This window comes from Armatimonadota bacterium (assembly GCA_018268395.1).
Classification (GTDB): Bacteria; Armatimonadota; Fimbriimonadia; order Fimbriimonadales; family Fimbriimonadaceae; genus JAEURO01.
In genome coordinates, this window is the sequence record JAFDWQ010000005.1 from 246,617 (window position 1) to 262,899 (window position 16,283).

Below are 16,283 nucleotides of genomic sequence, written 5' to 3' on the forward strand. Positions count from 1 at the left end.
GAACCGGACTAGACTGGAGACGGCATGACAGAACGGGACAAAGTCGCCCATCTGCTCCGAAGGTTCGGGCTCGGCGCGGGCCGTTACGAACTGCGGAACACCGAAGCGCTCGGCACCGAAGGCACGCTCGACCGTCTGCTCGATTTCGAGAAGACCGACGAGAAGTTCCCCTATAGCCCGTGGTCGTTCGCCGTGCAGGCCGACGGGAAGCTCTACACCGACGCCTACCAGATCGCAGCCTGGTGGGGGCTGCGGTTGCTGATGACGCGCCGCCCGCTCCAAGAGCGGCTCGCCCTTTTCTGGCACGACCACTTCGCCGTCAGCGGCGACAAGGTCTTCGAAGGGCCTACGATGCTGGCTTACCTCGAAATCTTGCGGCAGAAGGGCGCTGGGAGGTTCGACGACCTTCTCCGCGCCGTCTCCAAGCACGGCGCCCTCGTCACGTATCTCGACGCGGGCACGAGCACCCGCCACCGTCCGAACGAGAACTACGCCCGCGAGATGTTCGAACTCTTCACGATGGGCATCGGCACCTACACCGAGGCCGACGTCCGGGAAGCGGCCCGCGCGTTCACGGGCTGGTCGGTCCACTACAGCGGCATCGGCGACGAGACGCCGTACGAAAAACTGGCCGAACGAGCCGCCCGCCAGGGCATGGCGATGTTCAACTTCTGCGACGTCCCCGCCCACCACGACTCCGGCCCGAAGACCATCCTCGGTCGCAAAGGTGATTTTGGCGGCGATGACGTCCTCGACATGCTCGCCGCCCGACCCGAGACCGCCCGCCACCTTTGCGGCAAGCTCTGGCGCTTCTTCGCCGGCACCGAGCCCGACGCGAAAACGCTCGACGGCCTCGCCACCGTGTGGGCCGCTTCCCAAGGCGACGTCAAGGCCGTCCTCCGAGCCATCGCGAGGGCCCCCGCCTTCTGGAGCGGCGAGGTCGTCCGTCAGATGCCGAAGAGTCCCGTCGACTGGACCGTTTCGCTCTTCCGTGCGTTCGGGCTGTCCGACACCTTCCTGCTCCTCGGCGGCGTACCGACCGACCCCTATGCGCCCGTCAAGGAGGACCTCCGCAAGATCGGCGCGGGCGTGTTCTATCTGATGGCCCAGCAAGGATTGACCCTCTTGTTCCCGCCGAGCGTCGGCGGTTGGGAGTGGGGCCCGGCATGGATCACGGCGAACAACACCGTCTCGCGCGTCAACCACGCTCAGCTCCTTTTCGTCGGCGACGACCCGAACCGCTATCTCTCCGTGACCCTCGCGGCGAAGTTCAAGACGGAGGACAAGGTTTCGACGTCGGAGCAGATCGTCGACGCGTTGGCCGACGTCCTCGACGTCCCGCTCGGGCCCGAAGACCGCACCGTCCTGTCCGAAGCCTGCACGAAGGCGGGCGGGGTCAAGGCGCTCGACGACAAGGAATCGGCGTCGCTGCTCTTCGCACAGTTGGGCCGGCTCCTCTTCGCGTTGCCTAAAGCGCAGTTGTGCTAGGTCGGTCTTCCGTGTCCGGGCGGTTCCAGGCGCCGTCTTCGGGGGACCTGTGTTAAGTCGGTGTTCACCGACCCGTTGTCCGTGTTAGAAAGACACACGCACTCGCTTTGGGGGCTCGCGCACAGAGTGTCGAGCCGCAAAGCCCGCTTTAGCGGTTCGCCATCGCGGCTAAGAGTGCGTGGCTTCTTTCAAAGATAATGTCTAACGTCGTCAGGGCCATGAACCCGACGACGTTCGAGGGTGAATATGGCTGACAATCCAATTTTCGTCGACGGGCCGTTCAATATGGTCAAATGGTATTACAGGGCGCCGATCTCGGAGCTCAGGCACTTCCTTTGTGGTCCAGAGCACTGGATCGTGTCGAAGATCATGCCGAAGTCTCCTAAGTGCACGGCGGGTGTCGACCGTCCTCGGATCACGTTTAGGGCCCAGCCGGACACGTGGAACGAGATCACGATTTCGGGCACCTGTGGTCTCCCGGCGATCGACATTATGGGCCGGAAGTCCACAGATTCTGGTCTTCCCGTCTATGACGCTGCGACGGCGGCAGAGTTCTGGAGGGACTTCGAGGACGTCCTGGCGTTCGTCTCGCCGAAAGGTGAGATCAACATCGACTTCATAGAGGGAGAAGCGGCCGATATACACATGCAGGTCGGATCGGACAAGGCGATCCATGCGGGCCTGATGTTCGCGGTCGCCGTGGACCAGAAGGGCTTTATCGACTGGCTCTTAAGGCCCAAGAAGCTCCTGGTGAAGCGGTCGGCCAGATACTTCAGGCCCGCTGAAAGGTTTGTGGACGTGGCCTGGCAGAACATCGAGATCGTTCCGAAAGTGTCTTCGAGGGCAGGGGTCGACGAGCTCTCGATGACTTACGACCATAAAACGTCCGGCGGGTGCACCTATCCTTGCGTCGAGGTCGCTTGTAACGGTTTCAAAGCAGGATTCACTGTCACTGGCACAGGAACGGAAGCCGACCCGTTCAAGTTCCGTTGTGAGCTGTTATCGATGTTGGGCAAGCCCTATTGCGTCAATCCGGTCAATCCTCAAGTGGAGTGCCCTGCCTAGAACACGTCACAAGACTTCAGAACAAAGAGCAAAGAGCAAAGAGAACCATGCCGAACAACGTTTTTAAAGTGACACTACACCCGGACGAGACCGTTTGGGGCGCGACGATCAGCCTGGAAGAGCTGGGGCCATTCTTGGCCGACCCGAAGAGGTGGCTCGGAACGGTCATCTCCGAGCGGGCGGGCCGAGACGCTCCTCTCTTGGTCCACACGACCGGAGCCGACGACAGCGACGAGATCAAATTGTCGGGCATGGAGGAGACGTCGAACGTGTGCCTGAAAATCGGGGGCCGGGCCCTCGCGGTGGGAGGAACCGGGTTCCTCGAAGACCTGCGCACCACGTCTTCGACGAGCGCTTTGGACGAGGAGATCGCGCGGGCCAGCGACAAGGCGTCCGTCGTCACGTATGCCATCCCTAGCTACGGCGAAGTCTGCGTCATGGTCCCTCTGGGGCCTGATTCGTTCCTGACGTTCCAACTCGTCGAGACGCTCCGGCGCGAAGCGGTCCTTGTCCAATGGTTTAACGAGACCGCCTTGCCGAAGTCGTCGCTCCTGGTCGCGGACGACGGCTCGCGACACGAGACCGCACCGGATTCGGTCAAGCTTGTTTCCAGTGAAGGTCAGTCGTCCGCAGTTGACCTTCCCGCCAGAGTCGAACCCTTGACCGACGACCATAGGCTAGCCGGGTTCGATCAGACGGTCCTCACGGTCCAGGCGACGATCGTGGGGAAGGACGACGGCTCAGGCGCCGTCCTGTGCCAGCCCTATGCCTTGAACCTCGAACCGGCCCAATCGTCATAGGCCGTTCGTCCGCACCCCGCGTGCCTGCAGAGTCGTGAACTGCGCAAGGGGAACGTGGGGTGCGGTTCGAGAACGAAAAATCAGCGGCCGATCTTGGCGACCTGGTACTTGAGCCTTCCGGCGGGGGCGTCGAACTCGGCGGTGTCACCGGGTTTCTTGCCCATCAGCGCCTGCCCCATCGGCGATTCCTCGCTGATGTAGTCGTTGTCGGGGTCGGCTTCGACGCTCGCGACCATTCTCACTTCGAACTCGATGCCGCGCTCGGAGTCTTTGACCGTCACCCGCGACCCGAGCCCGACCTGGTCGGTGGGGATCTGGTCGTTCTGGATGACGTCCGCGCTGGCGAGGACCATTTTGAGCTGGTTGATCCGGTCCTCGACGATGGCCTGTTCCATTTTGACTTCGTCGAGTTCGTTGTTGTCTTCCGAGAACTCGCCGTGGTCCTTGCTCTCGCGGATGCGCTCGGCGATCTCGGCGCGCTTGACGTGCGTCAGGTGCGCCAACTCGTCCTGGAGCCGCTTGTGGCCCTCAGGGGTGAGCAGCATAGGCTGCGAAGATTCGAGTTCGAGTTCTTCCATAGGATCGAGCGAGGGAGCGATTCTAGCACGCTGAAGGGCCATATTCCATATTCCCGGTGGGATTGAGACGGACTTTCGCCAGGAAAGGTTCCTGTGCCGCTTCGTTACTACAACGCCTTAACCCGCCCGAGCGTTTTCACGTAGGACCTGGAACCGCACCCAGACCAGGGATAATGTCCCGTAGTGAGCCTGCGCTGGCCTGGTCTTTGTTTCGCTTTCGCGGTCCTTCCGGCCTTGGGACAGGCCGACTCCACGTTCGATCCCGAAAGGGTGCCCCCCCAGATCGTCGTGATGGTGCACAAGCACCGTCTCGGTCCGGACATGGTCGAAGTCACAGCGGCTTCGGCGACCTATCCCAAGGCGTTGCTCGAGTCCCAGGCGGCGGCCATCGCCCGGTTATCGGGCTCCGAGGCCCGCGGGTTGACCACGTTCGTCCAGGGCACGGACCCCAAGTTCAAGTTCGTCAAGGCGACGTTCGCGATGGACGGGATGATCGACAGGGAAGGGGGCCGGATCCGGCTCGACCCCCTCGTGAAAGCGTTCCTCGGCGCCCCCGCGCCTCACACCGTTACGGGCCTCCTCGTGACCTTCGAAGGAGAAAAGCCGGTCGATAAGCAGACGCTCAAGGAGTATTCCGAGCCGGAGAAAGACCCGGTCGTCGCCCTCAAGGCGCGCGTCGCGACGCAACCGGACGCGATCGAATACCGCATCGCCGTCCGCACGCAAGACCCCGCGGCGTTCACGGTCCCGGACCGTTACGTCGAACGAACCGGCCCGGCGGAAACGTCTAAAGCGGTCCGTCCATCGGGGCTGCCGACGGGAGCCATCGCGCTCGTCGCCGTCGCCGCTTTGGCGGGCGGGGCGTTGGTATACTTCCTGCTCGCCGGACGGTCCTCCAGCGCCCGAGGCCGGACAGCTCCAAGGACTTAAGTTTCATGCGTGACGCGACATCCCTCAAGATTCGGGACCTGATCGAAGCCGGCTATGCCGTGACCGCTTCGGACGTGATGATCAAGGTCGGGCACATGCCCATGATGAAGCAATTCAGCGCGATCAAGCCGTTGCCGGGCGATTGGCCGGTCTTGGACGAAGAAGACATCATGCGGCTGCTGGGCGAAGTCATGAACGCCCGGATGAAGGAGAAGTTCGAGGAAACGAACGAGATGGACCTCGCCTTCGAGATCAAAGGAAAGGCCCGCATCCGTACGAACGTCTACCGGCAGCGAGGCGGCCCCGCCGCCGTCATGCGGATCATCCCGGCCCGCATCCGGACGCTTGAGGAACTCGGGCTGCCGTCCGTCCTCGCCGAGCAGACGAAGCACCGCCAGGGCCTCATCCTCTGTACGGGGCCGACGGGTTCCGGTAAGACGACGACCCTCGCCGCCCTGCTCGACATCATCAACGAGCAGCGCCCGGTCCACATCGTCACGGTCGAGGACCCGCTCGAAATCGTCCACGAAGACAAGACCGCCTACTTCAGCCAGCGTGAGATCGGCATCGACACCGAGGACTTCATGCCCGCACTCCGCGCGGTCGTCCGCGAAGCCCCGGACGTCATCCTCATCGGTGAAATGCGCGACGTCATCACGATGCACACCGCGCTCCAGGCCGGTGAAACGGGCCACTTGGTGTTCTCGACGGTCCACACCGCGTCCGCCTACGAGACGCTCGACCGAATCATCAACATGTTCCCGCCGCACGAAAAGGTGCACCTCTGCCAGCGCTTGGCCAACTCGCTCCGTGCGATCATCGCGCAGAAGCTCGTCCCGCGCGCCGACGGTCAGGGCCGCGTCGTGGTCCCCGAAATCCTCATTTGCACGCCGACGGTCTCGAAAGCTATCGAAGACGGGCACTTCGGAGACATCTATCACCTGATGAACGAAGGCGGCTTCTGGGGCATGCAGACCATGAACCAGGGCCTCGCGCGGTACGTCAAGGCGGGCATCATCTCGGAAGAGGTCGCGATCAACTACGCGGGCATCGTGTCCGAGTTGAAGCAGATGCTACGCCGCTAATCTCATCCGGCTCCCTCTCTGGCCCGTCCGAGCACGTCTCGGACGGGCTTAAATGTCCGTTATGCTCTGGATTCTTGGGCTTGCAGCCGCTGGGGGAGGCGTCATCGCCGCGATCAGCGGCTTCGGAATCGGGAGCGTCCTGACCCCGACCCTTGGTCTCGCAGTGCCGGCCAAGCTCGCCGTCGCAGCCGTTTCCGTCCCTCATTTCGTCGCTACGGCCTACCGACTCTGGCTCGTCCGCGAACACGTCGATCGCAAAATCCTCTTCTCGTTCGGAGTGACGAGTGCTACCGGGGGACTCCTTGGGGCCGTGGTCAACCTCATCGCGGCCTCCCGATCCCTGGAAATCGTGCTGGCCGCCCTGCTCTTGTTCGTCGGTATCGGGGGCTTGACCGGATGGACGAAGCGATTGCGCTTCGAAGGACCGTGGGCTTGGGCCGCGGGTGCCGTTTCGGGGTTTCTAGGAGGGCTGGTCGGAAACCAAGGCGGCCTTCGGGCAGGGGCCATGATCGGCCTAGGGGTCAACCGTGACGCCTTCGTGGCGACGAGCACGGCGACAGGTCTTATCGTCGACTGTGCGCGGATGCCGGTCTACGTCGCGACGCAAGGCCCTGCCCTGTGGAAGCTGCTTCCAGAGATGACGGTGATGACGGTAGGCGTACTTGTCGGGACGGTACTGGGCGTCAAGGTCGTGCGACGTCTCCCAGAAGCCCTGTTCTCACAAGTGGTCTCCACCTTGTTGATACTGCTCGCCGCGTGGCTTCTGGCCAAGCCCGGAGGGTCGTTCACGTATGGCACTCCTGTCGTCGCGCACTTGCGCGACCCCGGTCGCACCGACGTCGTCCGGTCGCTGAGCGAACGACGAGCGAACGACGAGCGAACGACGAAAGGTGGGCCAAGGGCGTCGGACCGGCGTCCGGACCGGTCCACGACCGGACGTCCGATCCAAGAGCCGAGTGATCCAAGTTCCAGCGTCGCGCCCTCGCCTTAGTCTAAGCTGAAGCCGCATGGACGGCATCGCGGTCTTTTCTGGTCAAGGACACCCGTCGCTCGCCCGGGACATCGCCCGGGACATGGGCGTCCCGTTGCGCGAGACCCTGTTCCGGAGGTTCTCGAACGACTGCCAGTACGTGCAACTGCTCGAGAGTTGCCGGGAGAAGGACGTCTTCATCATCCAGCCTCTGTGCCCGCCGGTCCAGGAGAACCTCATGGAGCTCCTGCTGATGCTGGACGCGGCGCGCGGGGCTTCGGCCAAGCGCCGGACGGCCGTCATCCCGCACTACGCCTATGCGAGGTCGGACAAGAAGGATTCTCCTCGCATTTCGATCGCGGCGAGGCTCATCGCCGACGTGCTCGCTACGGCCGGCGCGGACCGCGTTCTCACGGTCACGCTCCATTCCGATCAGATCCACGGCTTTTTCAGCGTGCCGGTCGACCATCTGAACGCTCTAGGCGTCCTCGCCGCACACTATAAGGACCTGGAACTGCGGGACACGGTCGTCGTCTCGCCGGACCTGGGTAACGCGCGGTCGGCCTCGCGGTTCGCCAGGATGCTGGGCTTGCCCGTGGCCGCCGGCCGCAAACAGCGGATGGCGGACGACCGGGTCGTCATCGATACGGTGGTCGGCGAGGTCGAAGGTTTGGACTGTCTCGTGATGGACGACGAGATCGCGACGGGGGGCAGCATCATCGAACTCCTCCAGAAGCTGCGGAGCTTGGGCGCCCGCTCGTTCCGGATCGCCTGCACCCATGGGCTCCTGACCGGGCCCGCCGTCGAGCGGTTGTCGGCCCCGGACGACGTCCTCGAGATCGTGGTGACCGACACGGTGCCGATCCCGGAAGAGAAGCGCGGCCCGAAACTGAAGGTGCTGTCGGTCGCCCCGATGTTGGCCGATGCGATCGCGCGCATCCACCACGGCGAGTCGGTCAGTACGCTGTTCGAGCCCTGAGGTCGGGGTCAGAACTCCGTGCGGTTGGTCAGGAAGTATTCGATCCACTGACCGCAAGTCCGGCCTCCGCCACCGTCGGCGTCGAGGCTCCAACAGAGCTGTTCCATCTCTTTCCGGCCTTTGGGCATGATCAGGTGCCGATAGGCGGGCGTCTGGTAGCGGCCCATGAAAACGGTCTTGGCGTGTCCGTCGACGAAAACGCGCACCCATCGTCCGTCGTTACGGGCGACGGCGTCCGAATAGTGGATGCCGGGAGAACCGGTCAGGTTCTGCCAGTTGAACGCGGTGGTGTACATCGGTTCGTCCTGTGTGGTCTGGAACATGACCATGTCGCCCGGTTGCGGATAGAAGGTCATCGGGCGGCCGTACATGATGTCGATGTCCGGCGGGACGTTGGTGATCCGGGAGAACATTCCGGACTCGTTCCCGATGCCGTAGATGCCGATGTTGACGCCGTAGCCCATGCAACGTGCGCTTTCTTCCGCCTTCCAGTCGTTCTTGTACTGCTTGCACTGGTTCTTACGCAACGGGTCGTACATGATCCCCCAGTTCTTGACGTAAGGTTGGAACATGATCTGGTACTCGTCTGTACGGAACGGGCGACCGATCCAGGCATGGTGCGGAAAGGTGTCGTCGTTGTCGGCCGTGTACATCAGCGCGGCGTTGCCGAGCTGCCGGATGTTGCTGATGTTCTGGGTGTGGAGCGCGGCGGCTTTGGCCCGGGCGAACACGGGGAACAGGATGGCGGCGAGGATCGCGATGATCGCGATGACCACCAGAAGTTCGATCAGCGTAAAGGCCCGGCGCACGGTCATGACACCGATTGTACTGTCCTCGGGTCTCGTGCCGTTAGCGGGATCGTGGCTTCAGACCGAAAATTCGTAGCCGCAAGCGGCGCGCAGGCGGTCGAGGCACCGCATGTTCGCCAGGGTGTCTTCCCAAGACACGTAAGGGCACTCGCGCCTGTCGAGGAACTCGGCGACGGCGTCGGCTTCGTAGGCGTAGAGTTCGGTGCCGGTGCACCCGAACTCGAAGACCTCGGGATCTTTGCCGTCCCTCAGCAGAGTCATGTGCGATCCAGGGAAGCTCTTCCACGGCTCGTCGACCACGAGCATCCCCTCTTCACCATAGACGACGGCGTCGTTCCGCATCGTCAAGTGGATGCCGCATGCGATGGAAGCCAGGGCGCCGCCAGGGAAGACGAGCGTCCCTGCCCCAAAGGAGTCGTAGCCCCGTGACAGGTCTGCGGTGTACGTCACCTCGACGGGCTCTTCGCCGACCGCCATCCGGGCGAAAGACGTGCAGTAGCTCCCGACGTCGAGCAACCCGCCTCCGCCGACCCGTCCGTCCGTCCTGAAATTCTGCCAGTCCGGTTTGGACTTGAAGCAGAAGGTCGCGGCGACGGCTTTGACCTTGCCGATCGCACCGTCTTTGAGAAGGCGTTCGACCGCCCGGGTCTGTGGCGAACACCGGTACATGAACGCCTCCATGAAGAACACGCCGCTTTCGCGCACGGATCCGAGGGCCGATTCCGCTTCGGGAGCGGTCAGCGTGAACGGCTTTTCACAGAGGACGGCCTTACCTTCCCGGGCGGCGCGGACCGTCCACTCGGCATGGAGGTGGTGGGGCGTCGCGACATAGACCGCGTCGACGTCGGGGTCGCAGACGACCTCTTCGTAGCTTCCATAGGCGCTGGCGCCGTACGGTCGGGCCAGAGTGCGGGCCCGATCAAGGTCGCGCGCACCGACCGCCCGGACTTCGCCGGTTTTGGACGCCGAGACGCCTTCGGCGAACTTATGGGCGATGTTGCCCGCCGTCAGGATGCCCCACTTCAGCGCCATCTTCCGGTCATACCGGAGCCGGGACCTTCCGTGCCGGCCCGACCTGCACATATGGGGTCCGGTGCGAAGGTAGGGCGACCGCCGGCCGGGTCTCGGACCGGAACATCCTGGAGTTGAAGGACGTAGTAACGGAAAGCCGGGCCCCTCTCGGGTCTGGTAGAAACTGGCCGGACCCTATGAACACTCTTTCTGACAAGGCCCTGAATCTCGGTTCGGAGGACGCCCGATGAGCGCCAACATGGAAAAGTGGCGCCATATCGATGGTTCTGACGCGCTCGTCGACAAGCCGTACATGCGCATCGAGTTCCAGCGCGGCGACCCTCGCACGGCCGGTGCGAACGGTTGCAGCCTCGAGGACGTGATCGAAGTCTTGATCCAAAAACTCCTGGACTTCCAGGGCCGCGACTTGGCGTGCCGCGAGAACGCGGTCGCGCTCTGGCACTTGGCCGAAGCGCAAGAGGCGCTCGTGGCCCGGGCCAACGCACGGGAGAAACAGGGCGTCCGGGGATCAAAGGAGCCGCACGTGAGCGTCGACCTTGAGCCGCGGCCTGCACCCGTCGAAACACTCGTCCTTTAGTCGAAGGCCGTCGAAGGACGGTTCCCGTCAGCGGAGCGCCCGAGAGGGTGCGGCCCGGTCGGACCTTGGGATAAAATCGGAGCGCGCATGACCAATTTGACGCGCCTCCTTCACAAGGTTGTCGAAGTCGATGCCAGCGACCTGCACCTGAAAGCGGACAACCCGCCGATCATGCGCATACATGGCGACTTGGTCCGGCTCGACGAACCGGCGCTGTCCGAGGAAGAGCACCAGAAGATGCTCCTCGAGATCCTCAACGACGAACGTCGCGAGAGGCTCATGAGCTTTAAGGAGTGCGACCTGTCGTACGCCATCCCCGGCCTGGCCCGGTTCCGGGTCAACATGTTCTGGCAGCGCGGGAAGATCGGCGCGGTCTTCCGCTTGATCCCCTACAAGATCCGGACGATCGACGACCTGAAGATTCCCCAGGTCTGCAAAAAGGTCGCGCTCTTGCCGCGCGGGCTGGTGATCGTGACGGGCCCGACGGGTTCTGGCAAGTCGACGTCGCTCGCCGCGATCATCGACCACATCAACATCAGCGAGCGCCGGCACATCATGACGATCGAAGACCCGATCGAATACGTGCACGAAGACAAAAAGGCGATCATCAACCAGCGCGAGCTCGGGACGGACACCCATTCGTTCGCGGACGCTCTCCGGCACGTGATGCGTCAGAACCCGGACGTGATCCTCGTCGGCGAAATGCGCGACCTCGAGACGATCCAACTCGCGATCACGGCGGCCGAGACGGGGCACCTCGTCTTTTCGACCCTTCACACCGTGGACGCGGCCCAGACGATCGACCGCATCGTCGACGTCTTCGACCCTGAGCAGCAGGAACAGATCCGCACCCAGCTCGGCGTCACGTTGCAGGCCGTCGTTTCACAGTCGCTGTTGCCGCTCAAGAACGGGACGGGGCGCGTGGCCGCGTTCGAGGTCATGGTCGCGACGCCGTCGATCCGCACGATGGTCCGGGAGGGGAAGACCCACGCCCTGTACCACGACATCCAAACAGGCATCGAACACGGGATGCAAACGCTCGACGGGAGCCTGTTGGGCCTCGTGAAGGACGGCCTCATCGACTACGAAATGGCGCTGTCCAAGAGCTCCTTGCCTGCCGAGTTCTCGCGGCGAGCGGTCAACATGGGCCTCGTCAGCGCAGACATGGCCCATGCGCCGATGTCGTAAACGGGCCGTTACCCGGGCGCATCGGAAGCAGGAGTTGGGCTAGAATCAACCCGTGCTTGCCGTCGAGGGCCTTCTGCGCCGCTGCGTCGAAATGCAGGGTTCCGACCTGCACGTCAAGTCCGATACCGGAAAGGTCTACGTCCGCGTCCACGGGGACTTGATCCCGCTCGACGACGTCCCCCATTTCACGGACCAAGAGTTCCGCGACGCGATGGGCCGGTTGCTCCGCCAAGAGCAGATCGACAAGTTCGACCGCGACATGGAGCTCGACTTCGCGCTCGAAGTCGTCGGGGTCAGCCGCTTCCGCGGGAACATGTACATCCAGCGCGAGCACGCCCAAGCCGCGTTCCGGGTGATCCCTTACGACATCCAGAACATGGAAGACCTGAACCTGCCGAAGGTCTGCTACGAGTTCATCGAGCGGCCCCGCGGATTGGTCTTGGTCACCGGCCCGGCGGGATCCGGCAAGTCGACGACGCTCGCCGCCATGGTCGACCGCGTCAATTCGACTCAGAAAGTCCATATCGTCACGGTCGAAGACCCGATCGAGTTCGTCCACGAAGACCGGACGGCCCTGATCAACCAGCGCGAACTCGACGTCGACACCCATTCGTTCGCCAACGCTTTGAAATACGTGCTGCGTCAAGACCCGGACGTGATCCTTGTCGGCGAGATGCGCGACCTGGACACGATCCACTTGGCGATCACGGCGGCGGAGACGGGCCACTTGGTCTTCGCGACCTTGCACACCGTCGACGCGGTCCAGACGGTCGACCGTATCGTCGACGTCTTCCCGAACCACCAGCAGCAGCAGATCCGGATGCAGTTGTCCGTCAACCTGCTCGGGGTCGTGTCCCAGACCCTTGTCAAACGCAAGGACGGGCGGGGGAGGGTCGCGGCCTTCGAAGTCCTGAACGCCACCGGGGCCATCCGGAACCAGATCCGGGAGAACAAGACGTACCAGATCGGATCGATCATTCAAACCGGAGCCCGTCAGGGGATGCAGACTCTCGACCAGTCGTTGGCCAAGTTGACTTTGGCAGGACTTGTGACGCAACCCGACGCGATGAGCAAGGCCAAAGATCCTGGGGAGTACCTCCGGTTGATCTCGACGGGCGCTCCTGGCGACCATGGTCCGGGCGCCGCGTCCGCGACCGCTCCCCCGCCTCCGGGCCAAGCACCGGGTGCGCCCGCGCCGCCACCCGGGGGCGTCCGAGGGCAACCGAACCGGCCGGGCTACAACCGCGGCGACTGAGCGGGGTTACTTTCGGGTCAGGAACGTTCTGAGTTCCTTCAACTTGTCGGTGTTGATCAAGTCGACTCCGGCCGCCTGGAGGAGCGTCCAACCAGGCTCGTCGTCCGGGGCTGCCCAAAACCGTACGCGACGTCCTTGTGCGTGGGCGCGCCGGACGATGTCGGCCAACTTGGTGCGTCGGTCGTCCGAGAGGTCAGCCCGAGGGGTCGCAAACGTGTCCGTGTAGGACGCGCTGACCAAGGGGATCAAGAGCGGAGACGGGTCCGAATCCAGGTCGGGGAGCCTTCCGTCGATGAAAGCCTCCCGTGAGTCCAAACGGCTCAACGTCGCGATCGGGCGGTCGCCGGACAGCACGACGGAAACGGCCCCTTTGACCAACTTCCTGCGTTCGACGCGTTGGAGCATCGGTCGGTACGGCTTCAGGTCCCTTTCGAGCCGCGCCCAGACGGCTTCACCGTCGGCCTTGATGTCCACGAGCAGCGTGAACGGCGTCTTCTGGGCATAAACGGACTTCCACTTCTTCCAGCGCTCGTAAAGCGGCTTTAGGTACAGGGCGTCGAGCGTCCGCCCAGGCCTGAGCCCTTGACGGTCGTGACCGACCCTGAGTTCGCCCTCTACAAGGAACACGTCGGCCTCGACACTGACGAACCCCTGCTCCAAGGCATCGAACAAAGGCCGGGCGTGTCCGTAGTCGTTATGGGCGTGCGCGTTCGTCAAGACGGAGACCTGCAGGGCCAGTGCCAGGAGCATGGGTCTAGTATCGCCCGGTCGTTTGCCGTAGGGCCATCCGCCCTTGCCCCGGATCAAGGCTCGGTGCTAAAATGTCCGTCCCAGCGCGGGGGTGTAGCTCAGTGGTTAGAGCGCCGGCCTGTCACGCCGGAGGTCGCGGGTTCAAGTCCCGTCATCCTCGCCATTTCGTGCCGCGGTAGCTCAGTTGGTAGAGCAATGCACTGAAAATGCATGGGTCGCCGGTTCAAGTCCGGCCTGCGGCACCATCCTGTTTTTCGCCCGTTCGAACAGGCCCGAGCGTCCCGGTTTCGTTCCGTAGGGGAACCCAAAACAGGCGTTCAAGCGTTACAATCCTAGACACCGCCGGAAGACCGGAGGCCAGACCGTCATGATGAAACCCCTCGCCCTGATCGGCCTCAGCGCCGTCCTCGCCGTCGCCGCATCCGCTCAGAAGGTCACCGTCAGCGCCTCCGCCGGAGCCGCTAAGTCGGGCAAGGTGCCCGTGACGGTCACGATCAAGATCCCGGAGGGATATCACATCTACAGCAGCAAGGCTCACGATACGGGCATCCCGACTTCGGTCAAGTCCAAGACGGCGACGTTCAAGGTCGCCTCGGCGAGTTACCCACCGACCAAGCCGTTCACGACCCTGGGCGAAACGGTCCAAGTCTACGAAGGCAAGACCGTGATCAAGCTCATGCTGGCGCCCACCAAGAAGCTGTCGGGCAAACAGACAGTGCAACTCGCCGTGACCAGCCAAGCCTGCAACGACCGCACGTGCATGCCGCCGGACACCCAGGTCGTCTCCGTTTCGTTCAAGCTGTAAGGTCGGCCGATGCGTAGGCTGACGTTCGTCGCGATCGCACTCGCGCTCGGCGCCATGGCCGTAGCCCAGCAGGCTACGGTCGAGCAGGCGCAGTCCAAGGGCATGCTCGCCTATCTGGCGTTCTGCTTTACGGGCGGTCTTGTCTCGCTTTTGACTCCGTGCGTCTTCCCGATGGTGCCCGTCACCGTCAGCTATTTTTCCAAGCGAGAAAAGGGAAGGGCCTTGCCGGAAGCTCTCGCCTATAGCTTCGGCATCGTCAGTACGTTCGCCATCCTCGGCGTCGCCGCGTCGGCGATCTTCGGAGCGACGGGCATCACCGCCTTCTCGGCGAACCCGTGGGTGAACCTCGTCCTTGGCGTCGTCTTCATCGTGCTCGCCCTCAACCTGTTCGGGCTCTTCGAGATCCAAGTGCCGTCCTTCCTGACCCGAAAGACGAACGAGCAGCGCTCTCGAGGCGGCTTGGTCGGTCCGTATTTTATGGGGATCACGTTCTCGCTGACCAGCTTCACGTGTACGGCTCCGATCGCGGGCTCGCTTCTGGCTGCAGCGGCCAAGGGTGGAGACCTCGTCGCGCCGACCGTCGGGATGGCCACGTACGGAATCGCTTTCGCAGCCCCGTTTTTCTTCTTGGCCTTGTCTCCGTCGTCGCTGAGCAAGCTACCGAAGAGCGGCGAGTGGATGAACACCGTCAAGCCCGCCTTGGCCTTCATCGAACTGGCCGCCGCCGTCAAGTTCCTTTCGAACGCGGACCTCGGGTTCGAACTGGCCCTGATCACACGGCCTGTCTTCCTCGTCCTGTGGACAGCGATCTTCGTCGGGCTCGCGCTCTACCTGATCGGCGTCCCGAAAGCCCTCAAGAGCACGGGTCTGGCGCGCAAGGCCTTCGGGGTCGCGTCCTTCGCCTTCGCGGTGTTCCTCGCTTTCGGGATTTCAAAGCCGTCTTTAGGCGTCGTCGAATCGTTCCCGCCACCCGACCCCTATCCTGCGAAGACCAACGCGTCGGGCCATGAGGGACAGGTCGCGACGAAGAAAGACGTCAAAGGACGGATCGAGGCCGCCAACTACGACGAGGCGTTGAAGCTGGCAAAAGAGACAGGTCGACCGGTGTTCATCGACTTCACGGGGGTCGCGTGCGTGAACTGTCGGCTCATGGAAAAGCACGTCTTCCCCAAGGAGGTCGTTTCCTCGGAGTTGGACAAAATGGTGACCGTCCAGCTGTACACCGACCGTCCCAAGCCCGAGGACCAGGCCAATCAAAAGCTTCAGCAGGAGTTGGCCCAGAACGTCGCCTTGCCGACTTACGTGCTTCTCACGCCAGAGGGCAAGGTGATCGGAAAGTTCGAGGGTCTGGCCCAAAGCCCGGAAGAGTTCGCTGGGTTCCTGAAGAAGGGCGGCGCCTGAACCCGGCCCCTATTTCGGCAGGTGCAGGAGGCCGTACAAGACGGCGACGAGAGTCAGGGCCGTGAACACGGCCATGATCATCAATCCGACCAAGTCGAACCGGGGGGGTTGCGTCTTACCTTTCCGGCTGAGTTTCGAAGCGGCTTTCGAGCGACGGGCGAGATCGTCCAGCAACGGGGACAAGGATTGACCCTTCGGCATCCGAAAATGTTGGGCGAGCGGGTCGGGCTCGGCGTGGCCGGGTCGTTCGACACGGTGCAAAGGCTCTTCCAACTCCCGAAGCGCCAGGCTGAGCCGTCGTTCGGCGTCTTCGGCCCGAAGCCGTTCCAAGGCATCCAGAACTTCGGACTTTGACCGGCCGGTCGCCTCTGCCACCGCCTCTACGGTCACCGAATCGTCTGAAGGGCCGGTCGAGGCGTGAAGATCGTCGCAGAAAGAACCGTCAAAGACGTTCAGGAGCCATTGAAGCTCGTCGGGGTTGATCTGACCAATCGGCGCCTTGTTTTCGGTCGTTTCCTCGAATTCGTGCGCCATGGACGGGCCCCCACGATTATGCCGCGTCCTGGAACGC

The 16,283-nt window shown here is 63.2% G+C and carries 16 protein-coding genes, 2 tRNA genes and 1 pseudogene; 14 read left to right on the top strand and 5 right to left on the bottom strand.

Annotated features, from left to right (window positions below; translation table 11 throughout):
* Nucleotides 1-24 precede the first annotated feature (24 nt).
* The 3 genes from JST30_10855 (at nucleotide 25) to JST30_10865 (ending at nucleotide 3,353) form a co-directional block, all read left to right on the top strand.
* Nucleotides 25-1,488, top strand: coding sequence for a DUF1800 domain-containing protein (locus JST30_10855; protein ID MBS1714823.1), 1,464 nt, complete (start codon nucleotides 25-27; stop codon nucleotides 1,486-1,488).
* A 246-nt stretch (nucleotides 1,489-1,734) separates the two neighbouring features.
* On the top strand, nucleotides 1,735-2,553 hold the full coding sequence (locus tag JST30_10860) for a hypothetical protein (protein MBS1714824.1): 819 nt from the start codon (nucleotides 1,735-1,737) through the stop codon (nucleotides 2,551-2,553).
* 47 nt (nucleotides 2,554-2,600) lie between these two features.
* Complete coding sequence (locus JST30_10865; GenBank protein ID MBS1714825.1) at nucleotides 2,601-3,353, top strand: hypothetical protein; 753 nt, start codon at nucleotides 2,601-2,603, stop codon at nucleotides 3,351-3,353.
* A gap of 80 nt (nucleotides 3,354-3,433) precedes the next feature.
* On the opposite strand, the gene greA is transcribed toward JST30_10865, so the two are convergent.
* Entirely contained in the window at nucleotides 3,434-3,973 is a 540-nt protein-coding gene (gene greA / locus JST30_10870) for a transcription elongation factor GreA (GenBank protein ID MBS1714826.1), read from the bottom strand.
* Nucleotides 3,974-4,114: 141 nt separating this feature from the next.
* On the opposite strand from greA, the gene JST30_10875 reads away from it, so the two are divergent.
* The 4 genes from JST30_10875 (at nucleotide 4,115) to JST30_10890 (ending at nucleotide 7,895) form a co-directional block, all read left to right on the top strand.
* Entirely contained in the window at nucleotides 4,115-4,861 is a 747-nt protein-coding gene (locus JST30_10875; protein MBS1714827.1) for a hypothetical protein, read from the top strand.
* Between the two features lie 5 nt (nucleotides 4,862-4,866).
* Nucleotides 4,867-5,946 (top strand): PilT/PilU family type 4a pilus ATPase, encoded by a 1,080-nt coding sequence (locus JST30_10880; protein ID MBS1714828.1) that lies wholly within the window; start codon nucleotides 4,867-4,869, stop codon nucleotides 5,944-5,946.
* A gap of 61 nt (nucleotides 5,947-6,007) precedes the next feature.
* A complete protein-coding gene (locus JST30_10885; protein MBS1714829.1) occupies nucleotides 6,008-6,937 on the top strand; it encodes a sulfite exporter TauE/SafE family protein in 930 nt (309 codons plus the stop codon).
* 16 nt (nucleotides 6,938-6,953) lie between these two features.
* Complete coding sequence (locus JST30_10890) at nucleotides 6,954-7,895, top strand: ribose-phosphate pyrophosphokinase (protein MBS1714830.1); 942 nt, start codon at nucleotides 6,954-6,956, stop codon at nucleotides 7,893-7,895.
* Nucleotides 7,896-8,542: 647 nt separating this feature from the next.
* Here the strand turns inward: JST30_10890 and JST30_10895 are convergent.
* Nucleotides 8,543-8,710: pseudogene (locus JST30_10895) on the bottom strand (prepilin-type N-terminal cleavage/methylation domain-containing protein).
* A 51-nt stretch (nucleotides 8,711-8,761) separates the two neighbouring features.
* Nucleotides 8,762-9,736 carry a Gfo/Idh/MocA family oxidoreductase gene (locus JST30_10900; protein ID MBS1714831.1) on the bottom strand — a complete coding sequence of 325 codons (975 nt, stop codon included), beginning with the start codon at nucleotides 9,734-9,736 and terminating at the stop codon, nucleotides 8,762-8,764.
* A 226-nt stretch (nucleotides 9,737-9,962) separates the two neighbouring features.
* Between JST30_10900 and JST30_10905 the strand changes: the two genes are divergently transcribed.
* From JST30_10905 to JST30_10915, 3 genes are all read left to right on the top strand, one after another.
* Nucleotides 9,963-10,313 carry a hypothetical protein gene (locus JST30_10905; GenBank protein MBS1714832.1) on the top strand — a complete coding sequence of 117 codons (351 nt, stop codon included), beginning with the start codon at nucleotides 9,963-9,965 and terminating at the stop codon, nucleotides 10,311-10,313.
* Between the two features lie 87 nt (nucleotides 10,314-10,400).
* A complete protein-coding gene (locus JST30_10910; protein MBS1714833.1) occupies nucleotides 10,401-11,501 on the top strand; it encodes a type IV pilus twitching motility protein PilT in 1,101 nt (366 codons plus the stop codon).
* Nucleotides 11,502-11,592: 91 nt separating this feature from the next.
* The gene (locus JST30_10915; GenBank protein MBS1714834.1) at nucleotides 11,593-12,756 is read left to right on the top strand and encodes a type IV pilus twitching motility protein PilT; all 1,164 of its coding nucleotides are present in this window, start codon (nucleotides 11,593-11,595) and stop codon (nucleotides 12,754-12,756) included.
* A gap of 6 nt (nucleotides 12,757-12,762) precedes the next feature.
* Here the strand turns inward: JST30_10915 and JST30_10920 are convergent, their stop codons facing one another.
* On the bottom strand, nucleotides 12,763-13,506 hold the full coding sequence (locus tag JST30_10920; GenBank protein MBS1714835.1) for a phosphatidylinositol-specific phospholipase C/glycerophosphodiester phosphodiesterase family protein: 744 nt from the start codon (nucleotides 13,504-13,506) through the stop codon (nucleotides 12,763-12,765).
* 87 nt (nucleotides 13,507-13,593) lie between these two features.
* Here JST30_10920 and JST30_10925 point away from each other — a divergent pair.
* The 4 genes from JST30_10925 to JST30_10940 all read left to right on the top strand — a co-directional run bounded on the left by JST30_10925 (nucleotide 13,594) and on the right by JST30_10940 (nucleotide 15,712).
* Nucleotides 13,594-13,669 (top strand) — tRNA-Asp (locus JST30_10925).
* Nucleotides 13,670-13,675: 6 nt separating this feature from the next.
* Nucleotides 13,676-13,751: transfer RNA gene (locus tag JST30_10930), tRNA-Phe, on the top strand.
* A gap of 122 nt (nucleotides 13,752-13,873) precedes the next feature.
* Entirely contained in the window at nucleotides 13,874-14,311 is a 438-nt protein-coding gene (locus JST30_10935) for a protein-disulfide reductase DsbD N-terminal domain-containing protein (protein MBS1714836.1), read from the top strand.
* Between the two features lie 9 nt (nucleotides 14,312-14,320).
* A complete protein-coding gene (locus tag JST30_10940) occupies nucleotides 14,321-15,712 on the top strand; it encodes a thioredoxin family protein (protein ID MBS1714837.1) in 1,392 nt (463 codons plus the stop codon).
* A gap of 9 nt (nucleotides 15,713-15,721) precedes the next feature.
* Here the strand turns inward: JST30_10940 and JST30_10945 are convergent, their stop codons facing one another.
* Entirely contained in the window at nucleotides 15,722-16,246 is a 525-nt protein-coding gene (locus JST30_10945; protein ID MBS1714838.1) for a hypothetical protein, read from the bottom strand.
* Nucleotides 16,247-16,283 lie beyond the last annotated feature (37 nt).

Excerpts from the sequence above, each read along its gene's own strand:
- greA (MBS1714826.1), bottom strand. The coding sequence starts at position 3,973 with ATGGCCCTTCAGCGTGCTAGAATCGCTCCCTCGCTCGATCCTATGGAA.
- JST30_10880 (MBS1714828.1), top strand. The coding sequence starts at position 4,867 with ATGCGTGACGCGACATCCCTCAAGATTCGGGACCTGATCGAAGCCGGC.
- JST30_10935 (MBS1714836.1), top strand. The coding sequence starts at position 13,874 with ATGATGAAACCCCTCGCCCTGATCGGCCTCAGCGCCGTCCTCGCCGTC.
- JST30_10855 (MBS1714823.1), top strand. The coding sequence starts at position 25 with ATGACAGAACGGGACAAAGTCGCCCATCTGCTCCGAAGGTTCGGGCTC.
- JST30_10885 (MBS1714829.1), top strand. The coding sequence starts at position 6,008 with ATGCTCTGGATTCTTGGGCTTGCAGCCGCTGGGGGAGGCGTCATCGCC.
- JST30_10945 (MBS1714838.1), bottom strand. The coding sequence starts at position 16,246 with ATGGCGCACGAATTCGAGGAAACGACCGAAAACAAGGCGCCGATTGGT.
- JST30_10905 (MBS1714832.1), top strand. The coding sequence starts at position 9,963 with ATGAGCGCCAACATGGAAAAGTGGCGCCATATCGATGGTTCTGACGCG.
- JST30_10940 (MBS1714837.1), top strand. The coding sequence starts at position 14,321 with ATGCGTAGGCTGACGTTCGTCGCGATCGCACTCGCGCTCGGCGCCATG.
- JST30_10890 (MBS1714830.1), top strand. The coding sequence starts at position 6,954 with ATGGACGGCATCGCGGTCTTTTCTGGTCAAGGACACCCGTCGCTCGCC.
- JST30_10900 (MBS1714831.1), bottom strand. The coding sequence starts at position 9,736 with ATGGCGCTGAAGTGGGGCATCCTGACGGCGGGCAACATCGCCCATAAG.
- JST30_10860 (MBS1714824.1), top strand. The coding sequence starts at position 1,735 with ATGGCTGACAATCCAATTTTCGTCGACGGGCCGTTCAATATGGTCAAA.
- JST30_10865 (MBS1714825.1), top strand. The coding sequence starts at position 2,601 with ATGCCGAACAACGTTTTTAAAGTGACACTACACCCGGACGAGACCGTT.
- JST30_10920 (MBS1714835.1), bottom strand. The coding sequence starts at position 13,506 with ATGCTCCTGGCACTGGCCCTGCAGGTCTCCGTCTTGACGAACGCGCAC.
- JST30_10915 (MBS1714834.1), top strand. The coding sequence starts at position 11,593 with ATGCAGGGTTCCGACCTGCACGTCAAGTCCGATACCGGAAAGGTCTAC.
- JST30_10910 (MBS1714833.1), top strand. The coding sequence starts at position 10,401 with ATGACCAATTTGACGCGCCTCCTTCACAAGGTTGTCGAAGTCGATGCC.